The sequence below is a fragment of the Pseudomonas sp. GD04158 genome (assembly GCF_029834875.1).
GTDB lineage: Bacteria > Pseudomonadota > Gammaproteobacteria > Pseudomonadales > Pseudomonadaceae > Aquipseudomonas > Aquipseudomonas hydrolytica.
The window spans coordinates 19,573-41,903 of sequence record NZ_JAODYT010000033.1; the positions used below are offsets into that span (position 1 = coordinate 19,573).

Consider the following 22,331-nt stretch of genomic DNA (forward strand, 5'->3'; position numbering starts at 1 on the left):
AAAAGCTGTTCACATTATAAGCGTTTTTTTTCCCGGGGAGCCATTTGCGCTTCTGTCAAGACTGATATTTAATGTGGAAAAACATAAATAGTCCGTAAGTCGCGGATGCCAATAGGAAAACGGTCGTGCTAGGGCTCTTCACTAAGAAAGCGAATACGCTGCTGGGGATCGATATCAGCTCGACTTCGGTCAAGCTCCTCGAACTGAGTCGCTCGGGAAGCCGCTACAAGGTAGAGGCTTACGCAGTCGAGCCGCTCCCGCCAAACGCGGTGGTTGAGAAGAACATCGCCGAGCTGGAGGGGGTCGGTCAGGCGCTGTCACGCGTCTTGGCCAAGGCCAAGACCGGCGTCAAGACCGCAGCCGTAGCGGTCGCCGGTTCGGCGGTCATCACCAAGACCATCGAGATGGAGGCCGGCCTTTCCGAGGATGAACTGGAGAACCAGCTGAAGATCGAGGCTGACCAGTACATTCCTTATCCGCTCGAAGAAGTCGCGATCGATTTCGAGGTTCAGGGGCCTGCTGCGCGTAATCCTGAGCGCGTCGAAGTGCTCCTCGCCGCGTGCCGCAAGGAGAACGTCGAAGTTCGCGAGGCTGCGCTGGCGCTTGCCGGCCTGACGGCCAAGGTGGTCGACGTCGAGGCCTATGCGCTGGAGCGTGCTTATAGTCTGCTGGAGGCACAGCTGGGTGGCGGCCACGACGAGCTCACCGTGGCTGTCGTCGATATCGGCGCCACCATGACCACGCTGAGCGTGCTGCACAACGGTCGCACCATATATACCCGCGAGCAGCTCTTCGGTGGCAAGCAGCTGACCGAGGAGGTGCAGCGTCGTTATGGTCTTTCCGTCGAAGAAGCCGGCCTTGCCAAGAAGCAAGGTGGTCTTCCGGATGACTACGACAGCGAGGTTTTGCAACCGTTCAAGGAAGCTGTCGTTCAACAGGTCTCGCGTTCCCTGCAGTTCTTCTTTGCTGCTGGCCAGTTCAACGATGTCGACTACATCCTTCTGGCTGGTGGAACCGCGTCCATTCCCGATCTTGATCGACTGATCCAGCAAAAGATCGGCACGCAGACGCTAGTGGCTAATCCCTTTGCCGATATGGCGCTTAGCAGCAAGGTCAACGCCGGTGCGCTGGCCAGTGATGCGCCGGCACTGATGATTGCCTGTGGTCTGGCGATGAGGAGTTTCGACTGATGGCGCGGATTAACCTACTTCCCTGGCGTGAACAGCTGCGCGAGGAGCGCAAGCAGCGGTTTCTGGTAAGTCTTGTCGGCGTGCTTATCATTGCTGCTGGTCTTGTTTTTCTCGCGGACCAGATGTTGAGTGCCGCAATCGATAATCAGAATGCGCGTAATGAGTTCATCAAGAAGGAAATTGCGGTTCTTGATGCGCGTATTCAGGAAATTAGTGAACTGCGTACGCGTCGGCAGCAGCTTCTGGAACGAATGAAGATCATTCAGGATTTGCAAGGCAACCGTCCAATCATTGGGCGTGTGTTCGATCAGTTGGTGAGAACATTACCTGATGGGGTGTATTTCACCGGTGTGAAAATGGAAGGTAAGAATATAGCCATTGTCGGTGCTGCTGAGTCGAATAATCGTGTCTCCAATCTCATGCGTAACCTGGATGGCTCTGAGTGGCTGACGGCTCCCAATCTCACGGAGGTCAAGGCGGTTACAGCGGGGGCTCTCGATCAAGCGAACGTGTTCCAGCTGACCGTTCAGCAGACCCAGCCTGAACAGGAAAAAGTGGAGGCGGCGCAATGAGTATCAAGGATTCTCTGGAGGGGCTGCGCAGCATAGATCTCAATGATCTCGACTTGAATAATGTCGGATCTTGGCCGGGTGCCGTGAAATTTATCGCGGGCGTCTTGTTGCTTATCTTGGTTCTTGCGCTTGGTTACAACTTCCATCTCAAGGATCTTCAGTCTGTTCTCGAGCAGCGTCAGCAGGAAGAAGTCACGCTTAAGGAACAATTCTCCAGTAAGGCCTTCCAGGCTGCCAATCTGGAGGCATACAAGGAGCAGATGCAGGAAATGGAGGTTTCGTTCGGGGCGCTCCTGCGGCAGCTGCCGAGTGATACCGAAGTGCCGGGGCTGTTAGAAGACATTACCCGGACAGGGCTGGGTAGTGGCTTGGAATTCGAGGAAATCAAGCTGCAACCTGAAGTCACCCAACAGTTTTATATCGAACTTCCGATACAGATCAAAGTGACGGGCGGCTATCACGATTTGGCGACCTTTGTTAGTGGTGTTGCTAGTCTGCCACGAATTGTGACTTTGCATGATTTCGAGCTCACGCCCCTAAAAACTGAGGCGGGAAGTTCTCTTGGTATGAATATCTTGGCCAAAACTTATCGCTATAATGATAAGGGGGTCCAATAATGAGTCGCTATACGCTTGTTATTGTATTCTGTGTTGCTGTGCTGTCCGGTTGTGGTGGCGGTGGTGGGTTTTCGGATTTGCAAGCCTACATGGATGAGGTTCGGGCTAGGCCTAAGGGCGCTATTGAGCCTCTGCCAACATTCCAACCCTATGAAAGCTTTACTTATCGTGCTGCTTCCTTGCGCAGCCCTTTTCAGCCGCCAGTCAAGATCGATATGGTCAGTCGGCAGAAAGGAGGGCAAGAGGTCAAGCCTGACGAGAGTCGTGTTAAACAGTTCCTTGAAGGTTTCAATATAGAAACATTCGAAATGGTCGGTACGTTAGAGAATACTTCTGGCTTCTATGCTCTTGTTAGTGGTGCGGGAGGGGTTCATCGAGTCAAGGTTGGCGACTATCTCGGACGTAATCATGGCCGTATCGCCGCAATCGATAGTTCGAAGGTGGATGTTGTTGAAATTGTTCCCGATGGCGAGGGTGGCTGGCTGGAGCGGCCGCGGAGCCTTTCCCTTAAGGAGCGCTCTTAAGAAGGGCGGTACAAAATGAATATAATTACTCAGTCTGTCAGCCGGAATATGAGAATGAAGAGCTCTTTGTCGCGTATAGGGGTCGTGTTGCTGCTTGCTATGTCTTCGCCTATGGTGTTGGCGGCAAACTTACAAGCTCTCGATGTAGCAAGTCTCCCAGGTGATCGCGTTGAGCTCAGGCTAACGTTTGATGAGCCGGTATCGGCTCCTCGAGGTTACACAATCGAACAGCCGGCGCGGATCGCGCTTGATTTACCAGGTGTGACCAACAAGCTCGGTGCCAAGAATCGTGAGCTTGGCGTGGGGAACGCTCGCAGTGTAACGATTGTGGAGGCCAAGGATCGGACTCGCTTGATAGTCAATCTCACTAATTTAGCGCCTTATAGTACTCGGGTAGAGGGCAATAATCTCTATGTGCTGGTTGGGGCGGGGACTGTCGCTAATACACCGGCGGTTGCGCCAGTGGCTGTTGCGCCGGTGTCTGGTGGTCATGCTGTCAGCGCCGGAAAATCTGTAAGTAATATAGATTTTCAGCGTGGGGAGCAGGGGGAGGGTAATGTTGTCATTACTCTTTCCGATGCAACGGTAACGCCTAACATACAAGAGCAGGGTGGAAAAATCCGCCTCGATTTTGCCAAGACGCAATTGCCCGATTCTTTAAGGGTGCGGCTGGATGTTAAAGATTTTGCGACTCCTGTGCAGTTTGTCAGTGCTACGCACGTTTCGGGGAGTGCAAGTATCATTGTCGAGCCTGTGGGTCTATATGATTATTTGGCGTATCAAACGGAAAATAAGCTAACGCTCAGTGTGAAGCCGTTGAGTCAAGATGACGCTGATCGGCGCAAGGCAGAGAGATTTGCCTATACGGGCGAGAAGCTGTCGCTCAATTTTCAGGATATTGATGTTCGTTCCGTTCTGCAGTTGATCGCTGATTTTACGGATCTGAATCTTGTTGCCAGTGATACTGTTGCAGGAAATATTACCCTGCGTTTGCAAAACGTTCCTTGGGACCAGGCGCTTGATCTGGTCTTGAAGACCAAGGGGCTAGATAAGCGAAAAGTTGGTAACGTCCTACTCGTCGCACCCGCTGATGAGATAGCTGCGCGCGAGCGCCAGGAGCTGGAGTCTCAGAAGCAGATTGCGGAGTTGGCCCCGCTGCGCAGAGAGTTGATTCAGGTTAACTATGCGAAGGCTTCAGATATAGCTACGCTCTTCCAATCGGTAGCTAATATTGAAGAGGGCGGCAGCGAGCGAGGTTCTGTTACTGTCGACGATCGAACCAATAGCATCATCGCCTATCAGACTCAAGAGCGTTTGGATGAGCTCAGAAGAATTGTTGCTCAATTGGATATTCCAGTTCGCCAGGTAATGATTGAGGCCAGAATAGTTGAGGCCAATGTCGATTATGAGAAAGCTCTTGGCGTGCGCTGGGGGGGGACTAAGGTATTTGGCGGGGGTAAGTGGGTTGGCTATGGTAACGACGATAACGGGGATGAAAGCGGGAACTCTGGGGATGAGGCAAGTGGTAACTTTCCCTTCGTTGATCTAGGGGTGACGGGGCGAACGTCGGGAATTGGTATCGGTTTTGTAACGGATAATACCATTCTAGATCTTGAGCTTTCTGCGATGGAAAAAACAGGGAATGGCGAGATTGTCTCTCAGCCGAAAGTCGTGACGGCCGATAAGGAAACGGCGAAGATCCTTAAGGGGACCGAGGTGCCATACCAAGAGTCCAGTTCGAGCGGTGCTACAACCGTTTCTTTCAAGGAGGCGGCTTTGGCTCTGGAGGTGACGCCTCAAATTACCCCTGATAATCGGATTATTATCGAGGTTAAAGTCAATAAGGACGAGCCGGATTACACAAATGCTGTGCTTGGTGTACCGCCTATCAAGAAGAATGAGGTTAACGCAAAAGTCCTCGTGTCAGACGGTGAGACGATTGTTATAGGCGGCGTTTATTCCAATACGCAATCCAAGGCTGTTGACAAAGTTCCGTTCTTGGGAGACCTGCCCTATCTTGGCCGCGTATTCCGTCGCGATGTGGTCACCGACCAAAAGTCGGAGCTGCTTATCTTCTTGACTCCGCGTATTCTGAACACTCAAGCCATTGCCGTGAACCGATGACCTAAGTGCGCAATGTAATCCTCGTTGGCCCGATGGGAGCTGGAAAGAGCACCATCGGGCGTCTGCTTGCCAAAGAGCTGCGTTTGCCTTTCAAGGACTCCGACAAGGAGATCGAGCAGCGGACCGGTGCCGATATTCCCTGGATCTTTGATGTGGAGGGGGAGCAGGGCTTTCGTGAGCGGGAGCAGGCGGTAATCGCCGAGCTGTCGATGCAGGATGGTCTTGTGTTAGCCACTGGCGGTGGGGCGGTGATGCGTCCGGAGAATCGCCAGGCGCTGCATGCTGGAGGTCGCGTGGTGTATCTGCACACCTCGGTGGAGCAGCAGATCGACCGTACTTCACGGGATCGCAATCGCCCGCTGCTGCGTACCGCCAATCCCGCGCAAGTGCTGCGCGATCTGATGGCGGTGCGTGATCCGCTTTATCGGGAGGTCGCGGATATTGTCATCGAGACGGACGAGCGCCCGCCGCGGATGGTGGTGCAGGAAATTCTCGCGCGTCTGGAAGACTTGTCGCCCCGTTAACGGGCGTGCCGCTCTGGCGGTGCGAATGATCAGAGCCTGTACGGTAATCCCACCTCGTCAGGCGCTGTTCGCCGCTTCTTCCCAAGCGAAAGGCGACAGCTATCGCTACGCGACTGGCACGCTAAAGTCGGGCCGAACTGCGTTATCCTAGAGCCCTTTTTATCCTGGGGGCCTCATGCAGACTCTTCACGTTGAACTCGGCGAGCGCAGCTATCCGATCTATATCGGGAGCGGGCTGTTGTCGCGTCCCGAATTACTGTCTCGTCACGTCGCGGGGCGGCAGGTTGCAGTGGTCACCAATGAAACCGTCGCACCTCTTTACCTGCAAACCCTGTTGAAATCGCTGGAAGGTTTCAATGTCGCCACGGTGGTGCTGCCCGATGGCGAGGCCTTCAAGAATTGGGAAACCCTGCAACTGATCTTCGATGGCCTGCTGACGGCGCGTCATGATCGTCGCACCACGGTCGTTGCGCTCGGTGGCGGGGTAATCGGCGATATGGCCGGCTTCGCGGCTGCCTGCTATCAACGCGGCGTGGATTTCATCCAGGTGCCCACCACCCTGTTGTCGCAGGTCGATTCGTCGGTGGGGGGGAAAACCGGGATCAACCATCCGCTTGGCAAGAATATGGTGGGTGCCTTCTATCAGCCCAAGGCGGTCCTGATCGATACCGCCAGCCTCGATACGTTGCCGGCGCGCGAGCTTTCGGCCGGATTGGCCGAGGTGATCAAGTACGGCCTGATTTGCGACGAGCCGTTTCTGGGCTGGCTCGAAGCCAACATGGCTGCGCTGCGCAGCCTTGATCAGGATGCCCTGACCTATGCTATCGAACGTTCATGCGCTGCCAAGGCGCAGGTGGTCGGGGCGGATGAGCGTGAATCTGGGGTGCGTGCGACGCTGAACCTCGGTCACACCTTCGGCCACGCGATCGAGACCGAGCAGGGCTACGGCGTCTGGTTGCATGGCGAAGCGGTCGCTGCCGGTACGGTGATGGCGCTGGAAATGTCTCATCGGCTTGGCTGGATCTCCGTCGCCGAGCGCGATCGCGGCGTTCGTCTGCTGCAGGCCGCGGGATTGCCTATCGTGCCGCCGCGGGACATGACGCCGGCGCAGTTTCTTGAACATATGGCGGTAGACAAGAAGGTGCTGGATGGCCAGTTGCGCCTGGTGTTGCTCAAGCGCCTGGGGGAGGCCGTCGTTACCGCCGACTATCCGCGTGAAATTCTCGACGCCACGCTGCGTAGCGACTACGTAGCGCTGGCTCAGTCGTTCAACTCTTGAAGAGTGATCCATGACCAGTTTGCATGCTGATGAAGCTTTCCTGGCGCATTACCAGTTCAGTCACGACCCGTTCGCGCCGCGTGTTCCCGGTTTCAAGTTCTTCCCCGCCCAGCGCAAGCCGGTTCTGGGGCAGTTGCATCATCTGGCGCGCTACAGCCAGTTGTTGTTGGCGGTAGTCGGTCCGCAGGGTAGCGGCAAGACCCTGCTGCGCCAGGCGTTGGTCGCTAGCACCAACAAGCAGGCGGTGCAAAGTGTGGTGATCGCCCAGGGTGTGGCGGGTAGCGAGGCGTTGCTGCGTCAGGTGGCCCAGGGGCTTTCGGTCGCTCAGGCGGATGTGCGCTCGATTCTGACGCAGGTGGGGCAATTAGCCCTGACCGGTCAGGAGGTCTACCTGCTCATCGATGATGCCGACCAGCTGGACGATGCCGCGTTGAAAAGCGTGCTGGCATTGGCCGAGGGCGATAGTGAGGGGCGGCCGCATGTGTTTCTCTTCGCCGAGCAGGACCTGCTGAGCCGGCTGGAGGCGCTGGCCGGTGGTGAGGAGTGCTATCACGCCATCGAGCTGCAGCCCTACAGCGAGGAGGAAGCGCGCGATTACCTGGCGCAGCGCCTGGAGGGCGCCGGACAGGGCATTGACGTGCTGAGCGAGGAGCAGATCGAGGAGATTCATCTGCGCTCTCAGGGGTGGCCGGGAGGCATCAACCAGGAGGCGCGAGAGCTTTTGGTCGAGCAGATGCTGGCCCAGCGTTCGGCTGGGCGCGGTGCAGGTGGTGGATTCTCCTTGCCGAAGAAGCATCTGCTGGCATTGGCTGTGGTGCTGGTCGGCGTTGCCGCTGCCTGGTTCATGCAGGGACGTGAGTCGTCCCCTGCGCCGGTAGCCACGAATACCACGCTGCCTTTGCAGTCTTCGGCACTGGCGGTGGAGGCCGGTGAGCCGGCTCAGGCGCCTGCGACTGAAAGTCGCACGCCGGCCATCGAGTTTGCCGGTGCCAGCCAACCGCTGCCATTGCCGCTGGTGGGCGAGGCGCAGACGGTCATTCGCCAGCCTCTGGCCGAGGCCGCTGGTGAAGAGCTGGACAATTTCGAGCCGCCAGCTTCTCCTGAACGCTCGACGGTAACCCTGCCGCCTGATCCAATCCCTGCTGCACCTGCACCTGCACCTGCACCTGCACCTGCACCTGCACCTGCACCTGCACCTGCACCTGCACCTGCCAAGCAGCCCGAACCCGCTGCTCCCAAGCCGGTCGTTGCTCCAGCTCCAGCTCCAGCGCCGGCTCCCGAGCCCAAGTCGGCGCCGGCTCAGCCAGCGGCACCGAGCAGCGCTGCCAGCAACTGGTACGCGCAGCAGCCCGGCTCTCGTTATGCGCTGCAGGTCGTGGGCTCGCGGTCGGAGTCCAATATCCAGGCGTTGGTGCGCGAAGGGGGTGGCGAGTACCGTTACTTCAAGAAGATGCACCAGGGGCAGCCGCTGTACGTCCTGACCTACGGTAGCTTCGCCACGCGTGATGCTGCTCAGGCGGCGGTGAAGACGCTGCCGGCCAAGTTGCAGGCCAACAAGCCCTGGCCGCGTACGCTGGCGAGCATCCAGCAGGAGATGAGCCGCTAAACGCTCTGCTTGGCATGACCGCCTGGTCGTTAGCACGACCTGGCGGTCTTATCCTTCGTTTTCGCGACATAAGTTTTCATTGCTTCGTCACGAAGATTTGTGACGGCATGGGTGGATATGTACAATGACCTCCCTTTTGCCTACGCAAAGCTGGCCCGTGTCCGCTTTTCATGGCTAAGCGGTTGAATTAGAAAGCAATTTGCCTGAAGTCTAGGCAGCCTGGTGAGAGTTTCCCCTATGAAAGCAGGTTTGTACCGTCCTGATGAGTTCAAGGATAACTGCGGCTTCGGCTTGATCGCCCACATGCAAGGTGAGCCTAGTCATCACCTGCTCAAGACCGCTATTGAGGCCCTCACCTGCATGACTCACCGCGGCGGTATCAACGCCGACGGCAAGACCGGTGATGGCTGCGGCCTGCTGATCCAGAAGCCCGATCAATTCCTGCGCGCCATCGCCCAGGAGCAATTCGGCGTCGAACTGCCTGCGCAATATGCCGTGGGCATGGTGTTCTTCAATCAGGATCCGGCCAAGGCCGAGGCCGCGCGCGAGAACATGAATCGCGAAATCCTGGCGGCCGGCCTGCAACTGGTGGGCTGGCGCAAGGTGCCGATCGATACCAGCGTGCTAGGCCAGCTGGCGCTGGAGCGCCTGCCGCAGATCGAGCAGGTGTTCATCGGTGGCGAGGGTCTGAGCGACCAGGAATTCGCCATCAAGCTGTTCAGCGCCCGCCGTCGTTCTTCGGTGGCCAATGCCGACGACGCCGACCACTACATCTGCAGCTTCTCGCACAAGACCATCATCTACAAAGGCCTGATGATGCCGGCGGACCTGCAGCAGTTCTACCCGGATCTGGGTGACGAGCGCCTGCAGACCGCCATCGCGGTCTTCCACCAGCGTTTCTCCACCAACACCCTGCCGAAGTGGCCGCTGGCGCAGCCCTTCCGCTTCCTCGCGCACAACGGCGAGATCAATACCATCACCGGCAACCGCAACTGGGCGCAGGCCCGTCGCACCAAGTTCGCCAACGAGCTGATCCCCGATCTCGACGAACTGGGCCCGCTGGTCAACCGTGTCGGCTCCGACTCCTCGAGCATGGACAACATGCTCGAGCTGATGGTCACCGGTGGCATCGACCTGTTCCGCGGCCTGCGCATGATCATTCCGCCGGCCTGGCAGAACGTCGAGACCATGGACGCCGACCTGCGCGCGTTCTACGAGTACAACTCCATGCACATGGAGCCCTGGGATGGCCCGGCCGGCGTGGTGCTGACCGATGGTCGCCATGCCGTGTGCCTGCTCGACCGTAACGGTCTGCGCCCGGCGCGTTGGGTCACCACCAAGAACGGCTACATCACCCTGGCCTCGGAAATCGGCGTGTGGGACTACCAGCCCGAGGACGTCATCGCCAAGGGCCGTGTCGGCCCAGGGCAGATCCTCGCCGTCGACACCGAGACCGGCCAGGTGCTCGACACCGAGTCCATCGACAGCCGCCTGAAGTCGCGCCATCCCTACAAGCTGTGGCTGCGCAAGCATGCCCAGCGCATCAAGGCGACGCTGGAAGACCGCGACCATGGTTCGCCCTTCTACGACCCGGACCAGCTCAAGCAGTACATGAAGATGTTCCAGGTCACCTTCGAGGAGCGTGACCAGGTGCTGCGTCCGCTCGGTGAGCAGGGCCAGGAAGCGGTCGGCTCCATGGGCGACGACACCCCGATGGCGGTGCTCAGCCAGCGCGTGCGCTCGCCTTACGACTACTTCCGTCAGCAGTTCGCGCAGGTCACCAACCCGCCGATCGACCCGCTGCGCGAGGCGATCGTCATGTCCCTGGAAATCTGCCTGGGCGCCGAACGCAACATCTTCAGCGAATCGCCCGAGCATGCCACCCGCGTGATCCTCAGCAGCCCGGTGATCTCGCCGGCCAAGTGGCGCGCGCTGATGAACCTGGATCGTCCGGGCTTCGACCGTCATGTCATCGATATGAACTACGACGAGTCGCTGGGCCTGGAAGCCGCCGTGCGCAACATGGCCGATCAGGCCGAGGAAGCCGTGCGCGCCGGCAAGGTGCTGCTGGTGCTGACCGATCGTCACATCGCCCCGGGCAAGCTGCCGGCGCATGCGTCGCTGGTCACCGGTGCCGTGCATCACCGCCTGGTGGAAAAGGGCCTGCGCTGCGACTGCAACATCCTGGTGGAAACCGCCACCGCGCGTGACCCGCATCACTACGCCGTGCTGCTGGGCTTCGGCGCCTCGGCGGTGTACCCGTTCCTGGCCTACGAAGTGCTGGGCGACCTGATCCGCACCGGCGAAGTGCTGGGCGATCTGTACGAAGTGTTCAAGCACTACCGCAAGGGCATTTCCAAGGGCCTGCTGAAGATCCTGTCGAAGATGGGTATCTCCACCGTCGCGTCCTATCGCGGCGCGCAGCTGTTCGAGGCCGTCGGCCTGGCCGATGAAGTCACCGAGCTGTGCTTCCGCGGCGTGGCCAGCCGCATCCAGGGCGCGCGCTTCGTCGATATCGAGAGCGAGCAGAAGCTGCTGTCCTTCGAGGCCTGGAACAACCGCAAGCCGATCCAGCAGGGCGGTCTGCTCAAGTTCGTCTACGGCGGTGAATACCACGCCTACAACCCGGACGTGGTACGCACGCTGCAGGAAGCCGTGCAACAGGGCAACTACGCCAAGTACAAGGAATACTCGACGCTGGTCGACACCCGTCCGGTGTCGATGATCCGCGACCTGCTCAAGGTCAAGGAGTCCGCCACGCCGATCAGCCTCGACGAAGTCGAGCCGCTGCAGTCGATCTTCAAGCGCTTCGACGCCGCCGGTATCTCCCTCGGCGCGCTGTCGCCGGAGGCGCACGAGGCGCTGGCCGAGGCGATGAACCGTCTGGGTGGTCGCTCCAACTCCGGTGAGGGCGGTGAAGACCCGGCCCGCTACGGCACTATCAAGAGCTCCAAGATCAAGCAGGTGGCCACCGGCCGCTTTGGCGTGACCCCGGAATACCTGGTCAACGCCGAAGTGCTGCAGATCAAGGTGGCCCAGGGCGCCAAGCCCGGTGAGGGCGGCCAGCTGCCGGGTGGCAAGGTCAACGGCCTGATCGCGCGTCTGCGTTATGCGGTACCGGGCGTGACCCTGATCTCGCCGCCGCCGCACCACGACATCTATTCGATCGAAGACCTGGCGCAGCTGATCTATGACCTCAAGCAGGTCAACCCGAAGGCGCTGGTGTCGGTCAAGCTGGTGGCGGAAGCCGGTGTCGGCACCATCGCTGCCGGTGTGGCCAAGGCCTATGCCGACCTGATCACCATTTCCGGTTACGACGGTGGCACCGGCGCGTCGCCGCTGACCTCCATCCGCTATGCCGGCGCGCCCTGGGAACTGGGCCTGGCCGAAACCCACCAGACCCTGCGCGGCAACGACCTGCGCGGCAAGGTACGGGTGCAGACCGACGGTGGTCTGAAAACCGGTCTGGACGTGATCAAGGCGGCCATCCTCGGCGCCGAGAGCTTCGGCTTCGGCACCGCGCCGATGGTCGCGCTGGGTTGCAAATACCTGCGCATCTGCCACCTGAACAACTGCGCCACTGGCGTGGCCACGCAGAACGACAAGCTGCGCAAGGATCACTTCATCGGCACCGTCGAGATGGTGATGAACTTCTTCACCTACGTCGCCGAGGAAACCCGCGAGTGGCTGGCCAAGCTGGGCGTGCGCAGCCTGGAGGAGCTGATCGGCCGTACCGATCTGCTCGAAGTGCTGCCGGGCGAAACCGCCAAGCAGGGCAACCTGGATCTGTCGCCGCTGCTGGCCAGCGCGCATATCCCGGCCGACAAGCCGCAGTTCTGCCAGGTGCCGAAGAACCCGCCGTTCGACGAAGGCCTGCTGGCCGAGAAGATGGTGGACATGGCCAAGGACGCCATCGCCGGCAAGACCGGCGGTGAGTTCGAGCTGAACATCGGTAACTGCGACCGCTCCATCGGCGCACGCATTTCCGGTGAGATCGCCCGCGTGCATGGCAACCAGGGCATGAACGACGCACCGATCACCTTCCGCTTCAAGGGCACTGCCGGTCAGAGCTTCGGCGTATGGAACGCCGGTGGTCTGAACCTGCGCCTGGAAGGCGATGCCAACGACTACGTAGGCAAGGGCATGACCGGCGGCAAGATCGTCATCACCCCGCCTGCCGGCAGCCCGTTCGCCACCGAGGACAGCGCCATCATCGGCAACACCTGTCTGTACGGCGCCACCGGCGGCAAGCTGTTCGCCACCGGTACCGCGGGCGAGCGTTTCGCCGTGCGCAACTCCGGCGCCCACGCCGTGGTGGAAGGCACGGGCGACCACTGCTGCGAGTACATGACCGGCGGTTTCGTCTGCGTGCTGGGCAAGACCGGCTACAACTTCGGCTCGGGCATGACCGGCGGCTTCGCCTATGTGCTCGATATGGACAACGGCTTCTACGACCGCGTCAACCACGAACTGGTGGAAATCCAGCGCATCAACAATGAAGCGATGGAGGCCTACCGCAGCCACCTGGAAAGCGTACTCGCCGAGTACGTCGAAGAGACCGGCAGCGAGTGGGGTCAGAACCTGCTGGAGAATCTGGACGATTACCTGCGCAAGTTCTGGCTGGTGAAACCGAAAGCGGCGAGCCTGAAGTCGCTGTTGTCCAGCACCCGTGCCAACCCGCAATAAGAATGCGCCTGAAGTGGTTTGATGAGGTAACGCAATGACTGAACGTCTGAATAACGACTTCCAGTTCATCGAAGTCGGGCGCAAAGACCCGAAGAAGAAACTGCTGCGTCAGCGCAAGAAGGAATTCGTCGAGATCTACGACAACTTCAAGCCGGCGCAGGCCGCTGACCAGGCGCATCGCTGCCTGGGCTGCGGCAACCCGTATTGCGAGTGGAAGTGCCCGGTGCACAACTTCATTCCGAACTGGCTCAAGCTGGTGTCGGAAGGCAACATCCTGGCCGCCGCCGAACTCTCGCACCAGACCAACACCCTGCCGGAAGTCTGCGGCCGCGTGTGCCCGCAGGATCGTCTGTGCGAGGGGGCCTGCACCCTCAATGACGGCTTTGGCGCGGTGACCATCGGCTCGGTGGAGAAGTACATCACCGACACGGCGTTCGCCATGGGCTGGCGCCCGGACATGTCCAAGGTCAAGCCGACCGGCAAGCGCGTTGCGGTGATCGGTGCCGGCCCGGCCGGCCTGGGCTGCGCCGACGTGCTGGTGCGCAACGGCGTGACCCCGGTGGTGTTCGACAAGAACCCGGAAATCGGTGGCCTGCTGACCTTCGGCATCCCCGAGTTCAAGCTGGAAAAGACCGTGCTCAGCCGTCGCCGTGAAGTCTTCACCGGCATGGGCATCGAGTTCCGCCTGAACACCGAGATCGGCAAGGACGTGACCATGCAGCAATTGCTGGATGAGTACGATGCCGTCTTCATGGGCATGGGCACCTACACCTACATGAAGGGTGGTTTCCCGGGCGAGGACCTGCCGGGCGTCTACGACGCGCTGGATTTCCTCATTGCCAACGTCAACCGCAATCTCGGTTTCGAGAAGTCGCCAGAAGACTTCATCGACATGAAGGGCAAGCGCGTGGTGGTACTGGGCGGTGGCGACACCGCGATGGACTGCAACCGCACCTCGATCCGTCAGGGCGCCAAGGCCGTGACCTGCGCCTACCGTCGTGACGAAGAGAACATGCCCGGCTCGCGCAAGGAAGTGAAGAACGCCAAGGAAGAGGGCGTGAAGTTCCTCTTCAACCGCCAGCCCATCGCCATCGTCGGCGAAGACAAGGTGGAAGGCATCAAGGTGGTCGAGACCCGTCTCGGTGAGCCCGATGCCCGTGGCCGTCGCAGCCCCGAGCCGATCCCCGGCTCCGAGGAGATTATCCCGGCCGAAGCCGTGCTGATCGCCTTCGGGTTCCGTCCGAGCCCGGCGCCCTGGTTCGAGCAGTTCGAGATCCAGACCGACAGCCAGGGCCGCGTCGTGGCGCCCGAGCAGTCGCAGTTCAAGCACCAGACCAGCAACCCGAAGATCTTCGCCGGTGGCGACATGGTGCGTGGTTCCGACCTGGTGGTGACGGCGATCTTCGAAGGTCGTAATGCTGCCGAAGGTATCCTCGACTATCTGGGCGTCTGACTGATTCGTCGCGGCCTGCCCGCGACAAATTGACCCGATGGACAAAAGGCACGGCACCCGCCGTGCCTTTTGTTTTGCGCTCTGCGAAAATGCCCGCACTTTTTTCTAGGACTCTGCCATGACCGCCCTGAAGAACGACCGTTTCCTGCGTGCCCTGCTCAAGCAACCCGTGGATGTCACGCCGATCTGGATGATGCGCCAGGCCGGCCGCTATCTGCCGGAGTACCGCGCGACCCGGGCCAAGGCCGGCGACTTCGTGAGCCTGATGAAGAACCCGGAACTGGCCTGCGAGGTCACCATCCAGCCGCTGGACCGCTACCCGCAACTGGATGCGGCGATCCTCTTTTCCGACATCCTCACCATCCCTGATGCTATGGGCCAGGGCCTGTACTTCGAGACCGGCGAAGGCCCGCGCTTCAAGAAGGCGGTCGGCAGCCTGGCCGATATCGAGGCGCTGCCGGTGCCGGATGCCGAGAAGGACCTGGGCTACGTGATGGACGCGGTGCGTACCATCCGCCGCGAGCTGAACGGTCGTGTGCCGCTGATCGGCTTCTCCGGCAGCCCTTGGACGCTGGCCACCTACATGGTCGAAGGCGGCTCGTCGAAGGACTTCCGCAAGTCCAAGGCCATGCTCTACGACAATCCCCAGGCCATGCATGCGCTGCTCGACAAGCTGGCGCAGTCGGTCACAGCCTACCTAAACGGGCAGATTCTGGCCGGGGCGCAGGCGGTGCAGATCTTCGATTCCTGGGGCGGCGCGCTGTCGGCGGCGGCCTATCAGGAGTTCTCCCTGGCCTACATGAAGAAGATCGTCGACGGCCTGATCCGCGAGCACGACGGGCGCCGCGTGCCGGTGATCCTGTTCACCAAGGGCGGCGGTCTGTGGTTGAAGTCCATGGCCGACAGCGGCGCCGAGGCGCTGGGTCTGGACTGGACCTGCGATATCGGCAGCGCGCGTGCCCGTGTCGGTGCCAAGGTCGCCCTGCAGGGCAACATGGACCCGGCGGTGCTCTACGCCAAGCCGGAAGCGATCCGCGCCGAAGTGGCGCGCATCCTGGCCGCCTACGGCGCCGGCAGCGGCCATGTCTTCAACCTAGGCCATGGCATCACCCCGGAAGTCGACCCGGCTCACGCGGGCGCCTTCTTCGAGGCGGTGCACGAGCTGTCGGCGGCTTATCACCGCTGATCGATCACCTCACAGAGGCCGCGCGAGCGGCCTCTTCTGTGTCCGGCGGTCAGCACATGACCGAATGCCTCGCGTCTGTCACGGGCTTTGCATAGAATCCCCAGCACAGACAGCTCAGGGAGGTGTGCGATGCGACGTGTGGTGTTCAACCAGAAGGGCGGCGTAGGCAAGTCCAGCATCGCCTGCAATCTTGCAGCGGTGAGTGCGGCGCAGGGCTACCGCACCCTGCTGATCGACCTGGATGCGCAGGCCAACTCGACCCATTACCTCACCGGCCTGACCGGCGAGGAAATCCCCATGGGCATCGCCGATTTCTTCAAGCAGACCCTGTCATCCGGACCGTTCGCCAAGAAGGGCAAGGTGGATATCTACGAGACGCCCTTCGACAACCTGCACGTGGTCACCGCCACCGCCGAGCTGGCCGAGTTGCAGCCCAAGCTTGAGCAGAAGCACAAGATCAACAAGCTGCGCAAACTGCTCGACGAGCTGGCCGAGGACTACGATCACATCTACCTGGACACCCCGCCCGCGCTGAATTTCTACACGGTTTCCGCGCTGATTGCGGCAGACCGCGTGCTGATCCCCTTCGACTGCGACAGTTTCTCGCGCAATGCCCTCTATGGCCTGCTGGCCGAGATCGAAGAGCTCAAGGACGATCACAACGAGGAGCTGGAGGTGGAGGGCATCGTGGTCAACCAGTTCCAGCCGCGCGCCACCCTGCCGCAGCAGCTGCTGGATGAGCTGATCGCCGAGGGCTTGCCGGTGTTGCCGGTGAATCTAATGAGCTCGGTGAAGATGCGCGAGTCGCACCAGGCCTGTACACCGCTGATCCATCTGGATGCACGGCACAAGCTGACCCAGCAGTTCGTCGAGCTGCACGATCTGCTCAACGCCGGTTGAGAATGAAAAAGGCGCCTGGAGGCGCCTTTTCGTGTGTCGCTGGCCCTAGCGCACCACGAACACGTCGCACGGCGCCTTGTGCAGAAAATGCTGCGCCAGGCTGCCCAGCAGCGCCTGGGACAGCGCGCTGCGGCCGTGGCTGCCCAGCACCAGCAGTTCGCTGCGGCGGACTTTGATCTGTTCCTGCAGGCAACGCAGGATTCCGCCCTGGATAACCTCGTGGCTCAGTGTCGGGCCTTTCTCCGGCAGGTTCTGCGCCTCGTCCTGTAGCAGCTGGTCGATCAGGCCCTGCTGGGTCTGCAATTGCAGCTGCACTTCCTTCGGGGTGCCCTTGTCCGGTTCGAACACATGCAGTGCATGCAGCTCTGTCCCCTCCGGTAGCAAGCGATAGGCCTGGCCGAGGGCGCTGCAGGCGCACAGGGAGAAGTCGATGGCGGCCAGGGCGCGTTGATAGGGGGCGAAGTCGTTGCGCGCCACCAGCAGCAGCGGCACGGTGCAGCGCCGGGCGATGCGATCGAGGCTGGTGCCGGAGAAGAAGTCGTGACGCTGATGATGGCCGCCCAGCACCAGCAGATCACAGCCGCTGTCCTGAACCTGCTGCAGGACCACTTCGGAGGGTTTGCCGCTGAGCATGCGCAGCTCGGTGCCGGCAGGGGCGAACTGGGTGAGGCTGCGGTCCAGCGCCTGGCGTGCCTTTTCGTGTTGCTCGCTGCTCTGGCTCGGATCGAGCACATGCAGCAGGGTCAGGCGGGCGTTGTGCTGCTGGGCGAGTTGGGTGGCGCGGCACAGAGCCATGTCGGCCGTGTCACGAACATCATGGGCGATAAGGATATGGTTGAACATGGTGACGGCTCTCCTGCCGATACCAGTCGGCAATTTTATTGTGCCTGTTCAATTAGCCGTTCTTTTGACCTATGGCAAGCTCGCGGACTGTTGCCGATTGTGTGAGCGGAGCGGCAGAAGCGTTCAGCGTAGTCGCAACTGATACAAGCCGCGACTCTCTGCCACCACCTCGCCATCGACACCGGTCAGTTGCAGCTCCAGCAGGTACTCGGCCTTGCCTTCGCGCGCTGCTCGCGCCTGCAGATCGTCAATCTCCTGTGCCGACAGGCGCGCCTCGACGCGGATGTCGCCGCTGGCCGGGCGGCGAAAGCGCAGGTTCAGTTCCTTGACGATGGGGTAGAAGCGCTGCACGTCGAAGCTGGTGAGAAACAGCGCGCCGCCGGGAATTTCCGCCAGGGTGAACAGCGCCCCCGCATACATGCTGCCGATATGGTTCTGGTTGCCTTCCAGCGGCATACACAGGCGTACGAAGCCAGGTTCGAGCACTTCGGCCTGGAGCCCGCTGCGGCGGACGAAGGCGATCTGCTGTTCGGTGAGCTGGCGGGCGATTTCCACGGGCAGGGGCATGGCGGCACTCCTAGGGGGCGTACCGCCAGACTAAGGGTTGGCCGGCGCCCTGCAAGTGACCGCAGCGGCCGCTGCGAATGACCGAAGCGCTCAAGCATCCGTCGATGCTCTGGAGGCCGTCCCTGCGCTGTGCGCACCGGCACCGCGTTTATCGGCGGTGTGCATGGCGCACCCTACCCTTGGACGATGGTTACCGCGGGATGCAGGCTAGACGCCCTGCTGGCGCAGCCAGGCCAGCAGTTGCGGCAGCGGCATGGCGCCGCTCTGGCGGGCCACTTCAACGCCACCCTTGAACATGATGAGGCTGGGAATGGAGCGAATGCCGAGCTGGCCGGACAGCTGCGGGTTGGCCTCGCTGTCCAGTTTGCCCAGGCGACAGCGCCCCCGCAGCTGCGCCGCGGCCTGGGCGAAGGTCGGCGCGAAGGCCTGGCAGGGCCCGCACCAGCTGGCCCAGACATCCACCAGCAGGGGTAGGTCGCCCTTGAGCTGGCTGGCGAAGTTGCCCTGGGTCAGTTCGATGGGCGCTGCAGGCAGCACCTCGGCCTTGCAGCGCCCACAGCGCGGGGCATCGCCCAGGCGCTCGGCAGGGATGCGGTTGAGCCTGTTGCAGTGCGGGCAGGGAATCAGCAGCGGATCGGACATGAGGCGAGGCTCCGTGGGTCATGTGCCTTAAATGGAGCCAGCGCCTGCGGATATCAAGTCAGACCGGGGTCAGCGGGAAGAACCAGGGGATGACCAGGGTGGCCACGCCCCACAGCAGCAGGTTCAGCGGAATACCGACCTTCATGAAGTCGGTGAAACGATAGCCACCGGCGTTGTAGACGAAGGTGTTGGTCTGGTAGCCGATGGGGGTGGCAAAGCTGGCGCTGGCGGCGAACATCACCGCGACCACGAAGGCGCGCGGATCGACGCCCAGGTGCTGGGCCATGCCGATGGCGATGGGCGTCACCAGTACCGCCACCGCGTTGTTCGACAGCATCTCGGTGAGGATCGAGGTGAACAGGTAGATGAAGCTCAGCATCAGCAGTGGCCCGGCCCAGGGCAGCCAGCCCATGACGTTCTCCACCAGCAGCTTGACCAGGCCGACCTTGTCCATGGCGATGCTGATGGCCAGCATGCCGAAGATCAGGCTGAGGATCTTCCAGTCCACTGCCTTGTAGGCGTCCTCCACATCCAGGCAGCGGGTCGCCAGCACGGTCACCGCGCCGATGATCGCCAGGCCCTCGATGGGCATCACGCCGAAGGCGGCCAACAGCATCACCGCCAGGGTGGCGCCGATGGCGATGGGCGCCTTGTCGCGGCGGAAGGCGCGCTCCTGCACGGCGTTGAGGCTGATCAGCTCGCCGTTGTCGGCGAAGCGCTTGATTTGCGCGGGGGTGCCTTCGACCAGCATCACGTCGCCGAACTGCAGCTCGAAGTCGTCGAGGTTGCCCTGCACGTTCTCGTCCTGGCGGTGCACGGCGAGCACGGCGATGCCGTAGCGCGCGGTGAGGTCGAGGTCGCGCATGGGGCGGTGGCTGTAGCGCGAGTTACGCCCGACTATGGCCTCGGCGAGGATCACGTCATGGCTGCTGATGGTCTCGAAGGCATCGCCACGGTTGAAGCTCAGGTGGCCGCTTTCGCGCAGTTCCACCACGTCCTTGACCTGGCCATGCAGCACCAGGCGGTCGCCGCTGGCCAGCAGGGTGTCGGCGCCGGGTTCGGTCAGCTCCAGCTCTTCACGAAACAGCTTGAGTACCTGCAGGCCGCTGCCGCCATTGAGGTTGGCCTCGTGCAGGGTCTTGCCGATCATCGGTGAGTCGTGCGGCACCAGCAGCTCGGTCATGAAGGTGCGCGACAGGTCGGGGCGCAGCTGGCGCGACAGGGTCTCGCGCTCCGGCAGCAGGTGGCGGCCAATGGTCAGCAGGTAGAGCATGCCGACCGTAGCCATGATCAGGCCCGCGCCGGTGATCTCGAAGATGCCGAAGGGGGCGAGGCCGGCCTTGCGCGCCACGCCGTCGACCAGAATGTTGGTCGAGGTGCCGATCATGGTCAGGGTGCCGCCGAGGATGGTGGCGTAGGACAGCGGGATCAGCAGCTTGGACGGCAGGGTGCCGGCGCGGCGCGCCAGGGCGATGGCCACCGGGGTGAGAATGGCCACCACCGGAGTGTTGTTGAGGCAGGCCGATACCACCAGCGCGGTGAGGGTAAGGCCGGTGAGCACGCGGATCGGGCTGGTGCCGACCAGATTGCCCAACCAGTTGCCCAGCGCATCGATGCAGCCGGTGCGCTCCAGTGCGGCGGACAGCACGAACATGCAGGCGATGGTCACCGGCGCCGAGTTGGAAAGCACGCTGAGCACTTCCTTGGGCTCCAGCAACTGGCTGACCAGCAGCGCCGCCACGGCGATCGCGGCGACGATGTCCGGGCTCCACTTTTCGCGCACGAAGGCGTACAGCACCCAGATCAGCAGGGCGCCGACGAACAGCAAGGGCAGGGAGTCCCAGGGCATGAGCATCCTTAGCGTCGAATCTCGTGTGAGGTATCGGGCGCGCACCGGGGCGGCCTGGCAGGGCGCCAAGATAGTGGGGTTCTGTTAGATAGTCTAAGAATGTTTGGGAAGGTTTATATGCCTTTTCGATTTAATGGATAAGGCATCCGGCTTTGGTAGCTGGCGCGTTATCCGTCCATCCGCCCGAGCTGACCGGATGGGTAGGGCGGGGGCAACCCGCTGCCAGCGATGGCGGGTGTTATCCCGTGCGGTCAGCGGGCGGTTGGTGCGCGCGGCGCACCCTACGGTCAATTTACGAGGAGCAGCTGATTTCCAGGTGCTTGCCCCACTCCGGCGGGCGCTGGGCATAGCGCTGCATGCCCGGCTGTTCGTCGAACGGGCGCGAAAGCACCGCGTGCAGTTCGCGCACCGGGCCGTAGTCACCGGCCTCGGCCGCCTCGATGACCTGCTGCGCCAGGTAGTTGCGCAGGATGTACAGCGGGTTGACGGCGTGCATGCGCGCTCGGCGTTCGTCCTGCTGCTGGCCCTCGCGCTCGCAGCGCGCCAGATAGTCGCGGCCCCAGGCATCGAAGCCGGCCAGATCGACGAAGTCGTTGCGTACCACCTGCAGCGCATCGGCCGGTGCCTGCTCGCCGAGCTGGCGGAAGAACAGGCTGTAGTCGGTCGCCTTGCCCTGCTGCATCAGTTGCAGCAGGCGCTGCACCAGGGCTTCGTCGTCATCCTCGGCGCTGGTCAGGCCCAGGCCCAGGCGCTTGCGCATCAGGTCGAGGTAATGGGCCTGATACAGCGGCAGAAACAGCTCCAGGGTCTCGCGCAGCTTCTCCACCTCGATCATCGGCATCAGCGCCTGGGCCAGGGCGGCCAGGTTCCAGTGGGCGATGGGCACCTGGTTGCTGAAGCTGTAGCGGCCGGTGTCGTCGGAGTGGTTGCAGATGTGGTTGGCATCGAAGTCGTCGAGGAAGGCATAGGGACCGTAATCGAAGGTGATGCCGAGGATCGACATGTTGTCGGTGTTCATTACCCCATGGCAGAAGCCATAGGCCTGCCAATGGGCGATCATCGCGGCGGTGCGCTCCAGCACCTCGCGGAACATCGCCAGCCAGGGCTCGTCCTGCGTGAGGCACTGGGGAAAGTGGTTGGCCAGCACGTGTTCGCCGAGCACCTTGAGCTGTTCATGCTGGCGCGTGTAATAGAAATACTCGAAGTGGCCGAAGCGCACGTGGCTTGGCGCCAGGCGCAGGACCATGGCCGCGCGCTCCTGCTTCTCGCGCCATACCGGGGTGTCGGAGGTGGTCACGCACAGCGCGCGCGAGCTGGGGATGCCCAGGGCGTGCAGGTGTTCGCTGGCGAGGAACTCGCGGATGGACGAGCGCAGCACGGCGCGGCCGTCGCCCATGCGCGAGTAGGGGGTCTGGCCGGCGCCCTTGAGGTGCAGGTCCCAGTGCTCGCCGGCCGCGTTGACCACCTCGCCGAGCAGCAGGCCGCGGCCATCGCCCAGACGCGGCGTATAGCCGCCAAACTGATGGCCGGAGTAGACCATGGCGCGCGGCTCGGCTTCACCCCACAGCTTGTGCCCGGCGAACAGCTCGGCGAACTCCTCGCGCTGCGCCTCGGCCGGGTCGAGATCGAGCAGGGCCATGGCGGCACTGCTCGCCACCACCAGGCGTGGCTGCTCGATGGGTTCGGGCAGCACTTCGGTGGAGAAAGCGTCACCAAGACGGGCGAAGCGGTTGTCGAAAGTCAGTTGGTCGAGCTTTTTCACCGGAGGC

General features: G+C 61.6%; 17 protein-coding genes. 12 read left to right on the forward strand and 5 right to left on the reverse strand.

Features of this window, described 5'->3' with window-relative positions; translation table 11 throughout:
* The first annotated feature begins 125 nt into the window (after positions 1-125).
* The 12 genes from N7333_RS13960 (at position 126) to N7333_RS14015 (ending at position 16,661) form a co-directional block, all read left to right on the forward strand.
* Complete coding sequence (locus tag N7333_RS13960) at positions 126-1,190, forward strand: pilus assembly protein PilM (RefSeq protein WP_003246678.1); 1,065 nt, start codon at positions 126-128, stop codon at positions 1,188-1,190.
* A complete protein-coding gene (gene pilN / locus N7333_RS13965) occupies positions 1,190-1,762 on the forward strand; it encodes a type 4a pilus biogenesis protein PilN (RefSeq protein WP_129481890.1) in 573 nt (190 codons plus the stop codon). The genes N7333_RS13960 and pilN overlap by 1 nt, the downstream gene beginning before the upstream one ends.
* Positions 1,759-2,379 (forward strand): type 4a pilus biogenesis protein PilO, encoded by a 621-nt coding sequence (pilO, locus tag N7333_RS13970; RefSeq protein WP_129481889.1) that lies wholly within the window; start codon positions 1,759-1,761, stop codon positions 2,377-2,379. The genes pilN and pilO overlap by 4 nt, the downstream gene beginning before the upstream one ends.
* Positions 2,379-2,903 (forward strand): type 4a pilus biogenesis lipoprotein PilP, encoded by a 525-nt coding sequence (gene pilP, locus N7333_RS13975; RefSeq protein ID WP_129481888.1) that lies wholly within the window; start codon positions 2,379-2,381, stop codon positions 2,901-2,903. Before pilO ends, pilP begins: the two co-directional genes overlap by 1 nt.
* Positions 2,904-2,957: 54 nt before the next feature.
* Positions 2,958-5,027, forward strand: coding sequence for a type IV pilus secretin PilQ (pilQ, locus tag N7333_RS13980; RefSeq protein ID WP_279858992.1), 2,070 nt, complete (start codon positions 2,958-2,960; stop codon positions 5,025-5,027).
* 5 nt (positions 5,028-5,032) lie between these two features.
* The gene (aroK, locus tag N7333_RS13985; RefSeq protein WP_003246673.1) at positions 5,033-5,551 is read left to right on the forward strand and encodes a shikimate kinase AroK; all 519 of its coding nucleotides are present in this window, start codon (positions 5,033-5,035) and stop codon (positions 5,549-5,551) included.
* A 175-nt stretch (positions 5,552-5,726) separates the two neighbouring features.
* Entirely contained in the window at positions 5,727-6,830 is a 1,104-nt protein-coding gene (gene aroB, locus N7333_RS13990) for a 3-dehydroquinate synthase (protein ID WP_011920765.1), read from the forward strand.
* A 10-nt stretch (positions 6,831-6,840) separates the two neighbouring features.
* Positions 6,841-8,436, forward strand: coding sequence for an AAA family ATPase (locus N7333_RS13995; protein WP_279858993.1), 1,596 nt, complete (start codon positions 6,841-6,843; stop codon positions 8,434-8,436).
* A 237-nt stretch (positions 8,437-8,673) separates the two neighbouring features.
* The gene (gene gltB / locus N7333_RS14000; protein ID WP_011920767.1) at positions 8,674-13,122 is read left to right on the forward strand and encodes a glutamate synthase large subunit; all 4,449 of its coding nucleotides are present in this window, start codon (positions 8,674-8,676) and stop codon (positions 13,120-13,122) included.
* 34 nt (positions 13,123-13,156) lie between these two features.
* Positions 13,157-14,575 carry an FAD-dependent oxidoreductase gene (locus N7333_RS14005; RefSeq protein WP_017678548.1) on the forward strand — a complete coding sequence of 473 codons (1,419 nt, stop codon included), beginning with the start codon at positions 13,157-13,159 and terminating at the stop codon, positions 14,573-14,575.
* Between the two features lie 118 nt (positions 14,576-14,693).
* Positions 14,694-15,761, forward strand: a complete 1,068-nt coding sequence (gene hemE / locus N7333_RS14010; RefSeq protein ID WP_129481885.1) for a uroporphyrinogen decarboxylase — start codon at positions 14,694-14,696, stop codon at positions 15,759-15,761.
* Positions 15,762-15,890: 129 nt separating this feature from the next.
* Positions 15,891-16,661: a ParA family protein gene (locus N7333_RS14015; RefSeq protein ID WP_129481884.1), complete on the forward strand. Its 771-nt coding sequence runs from the start codon at positions 15,891-15,893 to the stop codon at positions 16,659-16,661.
* Positions 16,662-16,706: 45 nt separating this feature from the next.
* On the opposite strand, the gene N7333_RS14020 is transcribed toward N7333_RS14015, so the two are convergent.
* The 5 genes from N7333_RS14020 to selO form a co-directional block, all read right to left on the reverse strand.
* Positions 16,707-17,504, reverse strand: coding sequence for a universal stress protein (locus N7333_RS14020; RefSeq protein ID WP_129481883.1), 798 nt, complete (start codon positions 17,502-17,504; stop codon positions 16,707-16,709).
* Positions 17,505-17,627: 123 nt separating this feature from the next.
* Positions 17,628-18,071, reverse strand: a complete 444-nt coding sequence (locus N7333_RS14025) for a YiiD C-terminal domain-containing protein (RefSeq protein WP_129481882.1) — start codon at positions 18,069-18,071, stop codon at positions 17,628-17,630.
* Between the two features lie 207 nt (positions 18,072-18,278).
* On the reverse strand, positions 18,279-18,713 hold the full coding sequence (trxC, locus tag N7333_RS14030; protein WP_129481881.1) for a thioredoxin TrxC: 435 nt from the start codon (positions 18,711-18,713) through the stop codon (positions 18,279-18,281).
* Positions 18,714-18,771: 58 nt separating this feature from the next.
* The gene (locus N7333_RS14035) at positions 18,772-20,562 is read right to left on the reverse strand and encodes an SLC13 family permease (protein ID WP_011920773.1); all 1,791 of its coding nucleotides are present in this window, start codon (positions 20,560-20,562) and stop codon (positions 18,772-18,774) included.
* A 292-nt stretch (positions 20,563-20,854) separates the two neighbouring features.
* Positions 20,855-22,324, reverse strand: a complete 1,470-nt coding sequence (gene selO, locus N7333_RS14040; protein ID WP_279858994.1) for a protein adenylyltransferase SelO — start codon at positions 22,322-22,324, stop codon at positions 20,855-20,857.
* Positions 22,325-22,331: the final 7 nt, after the last annotated feature.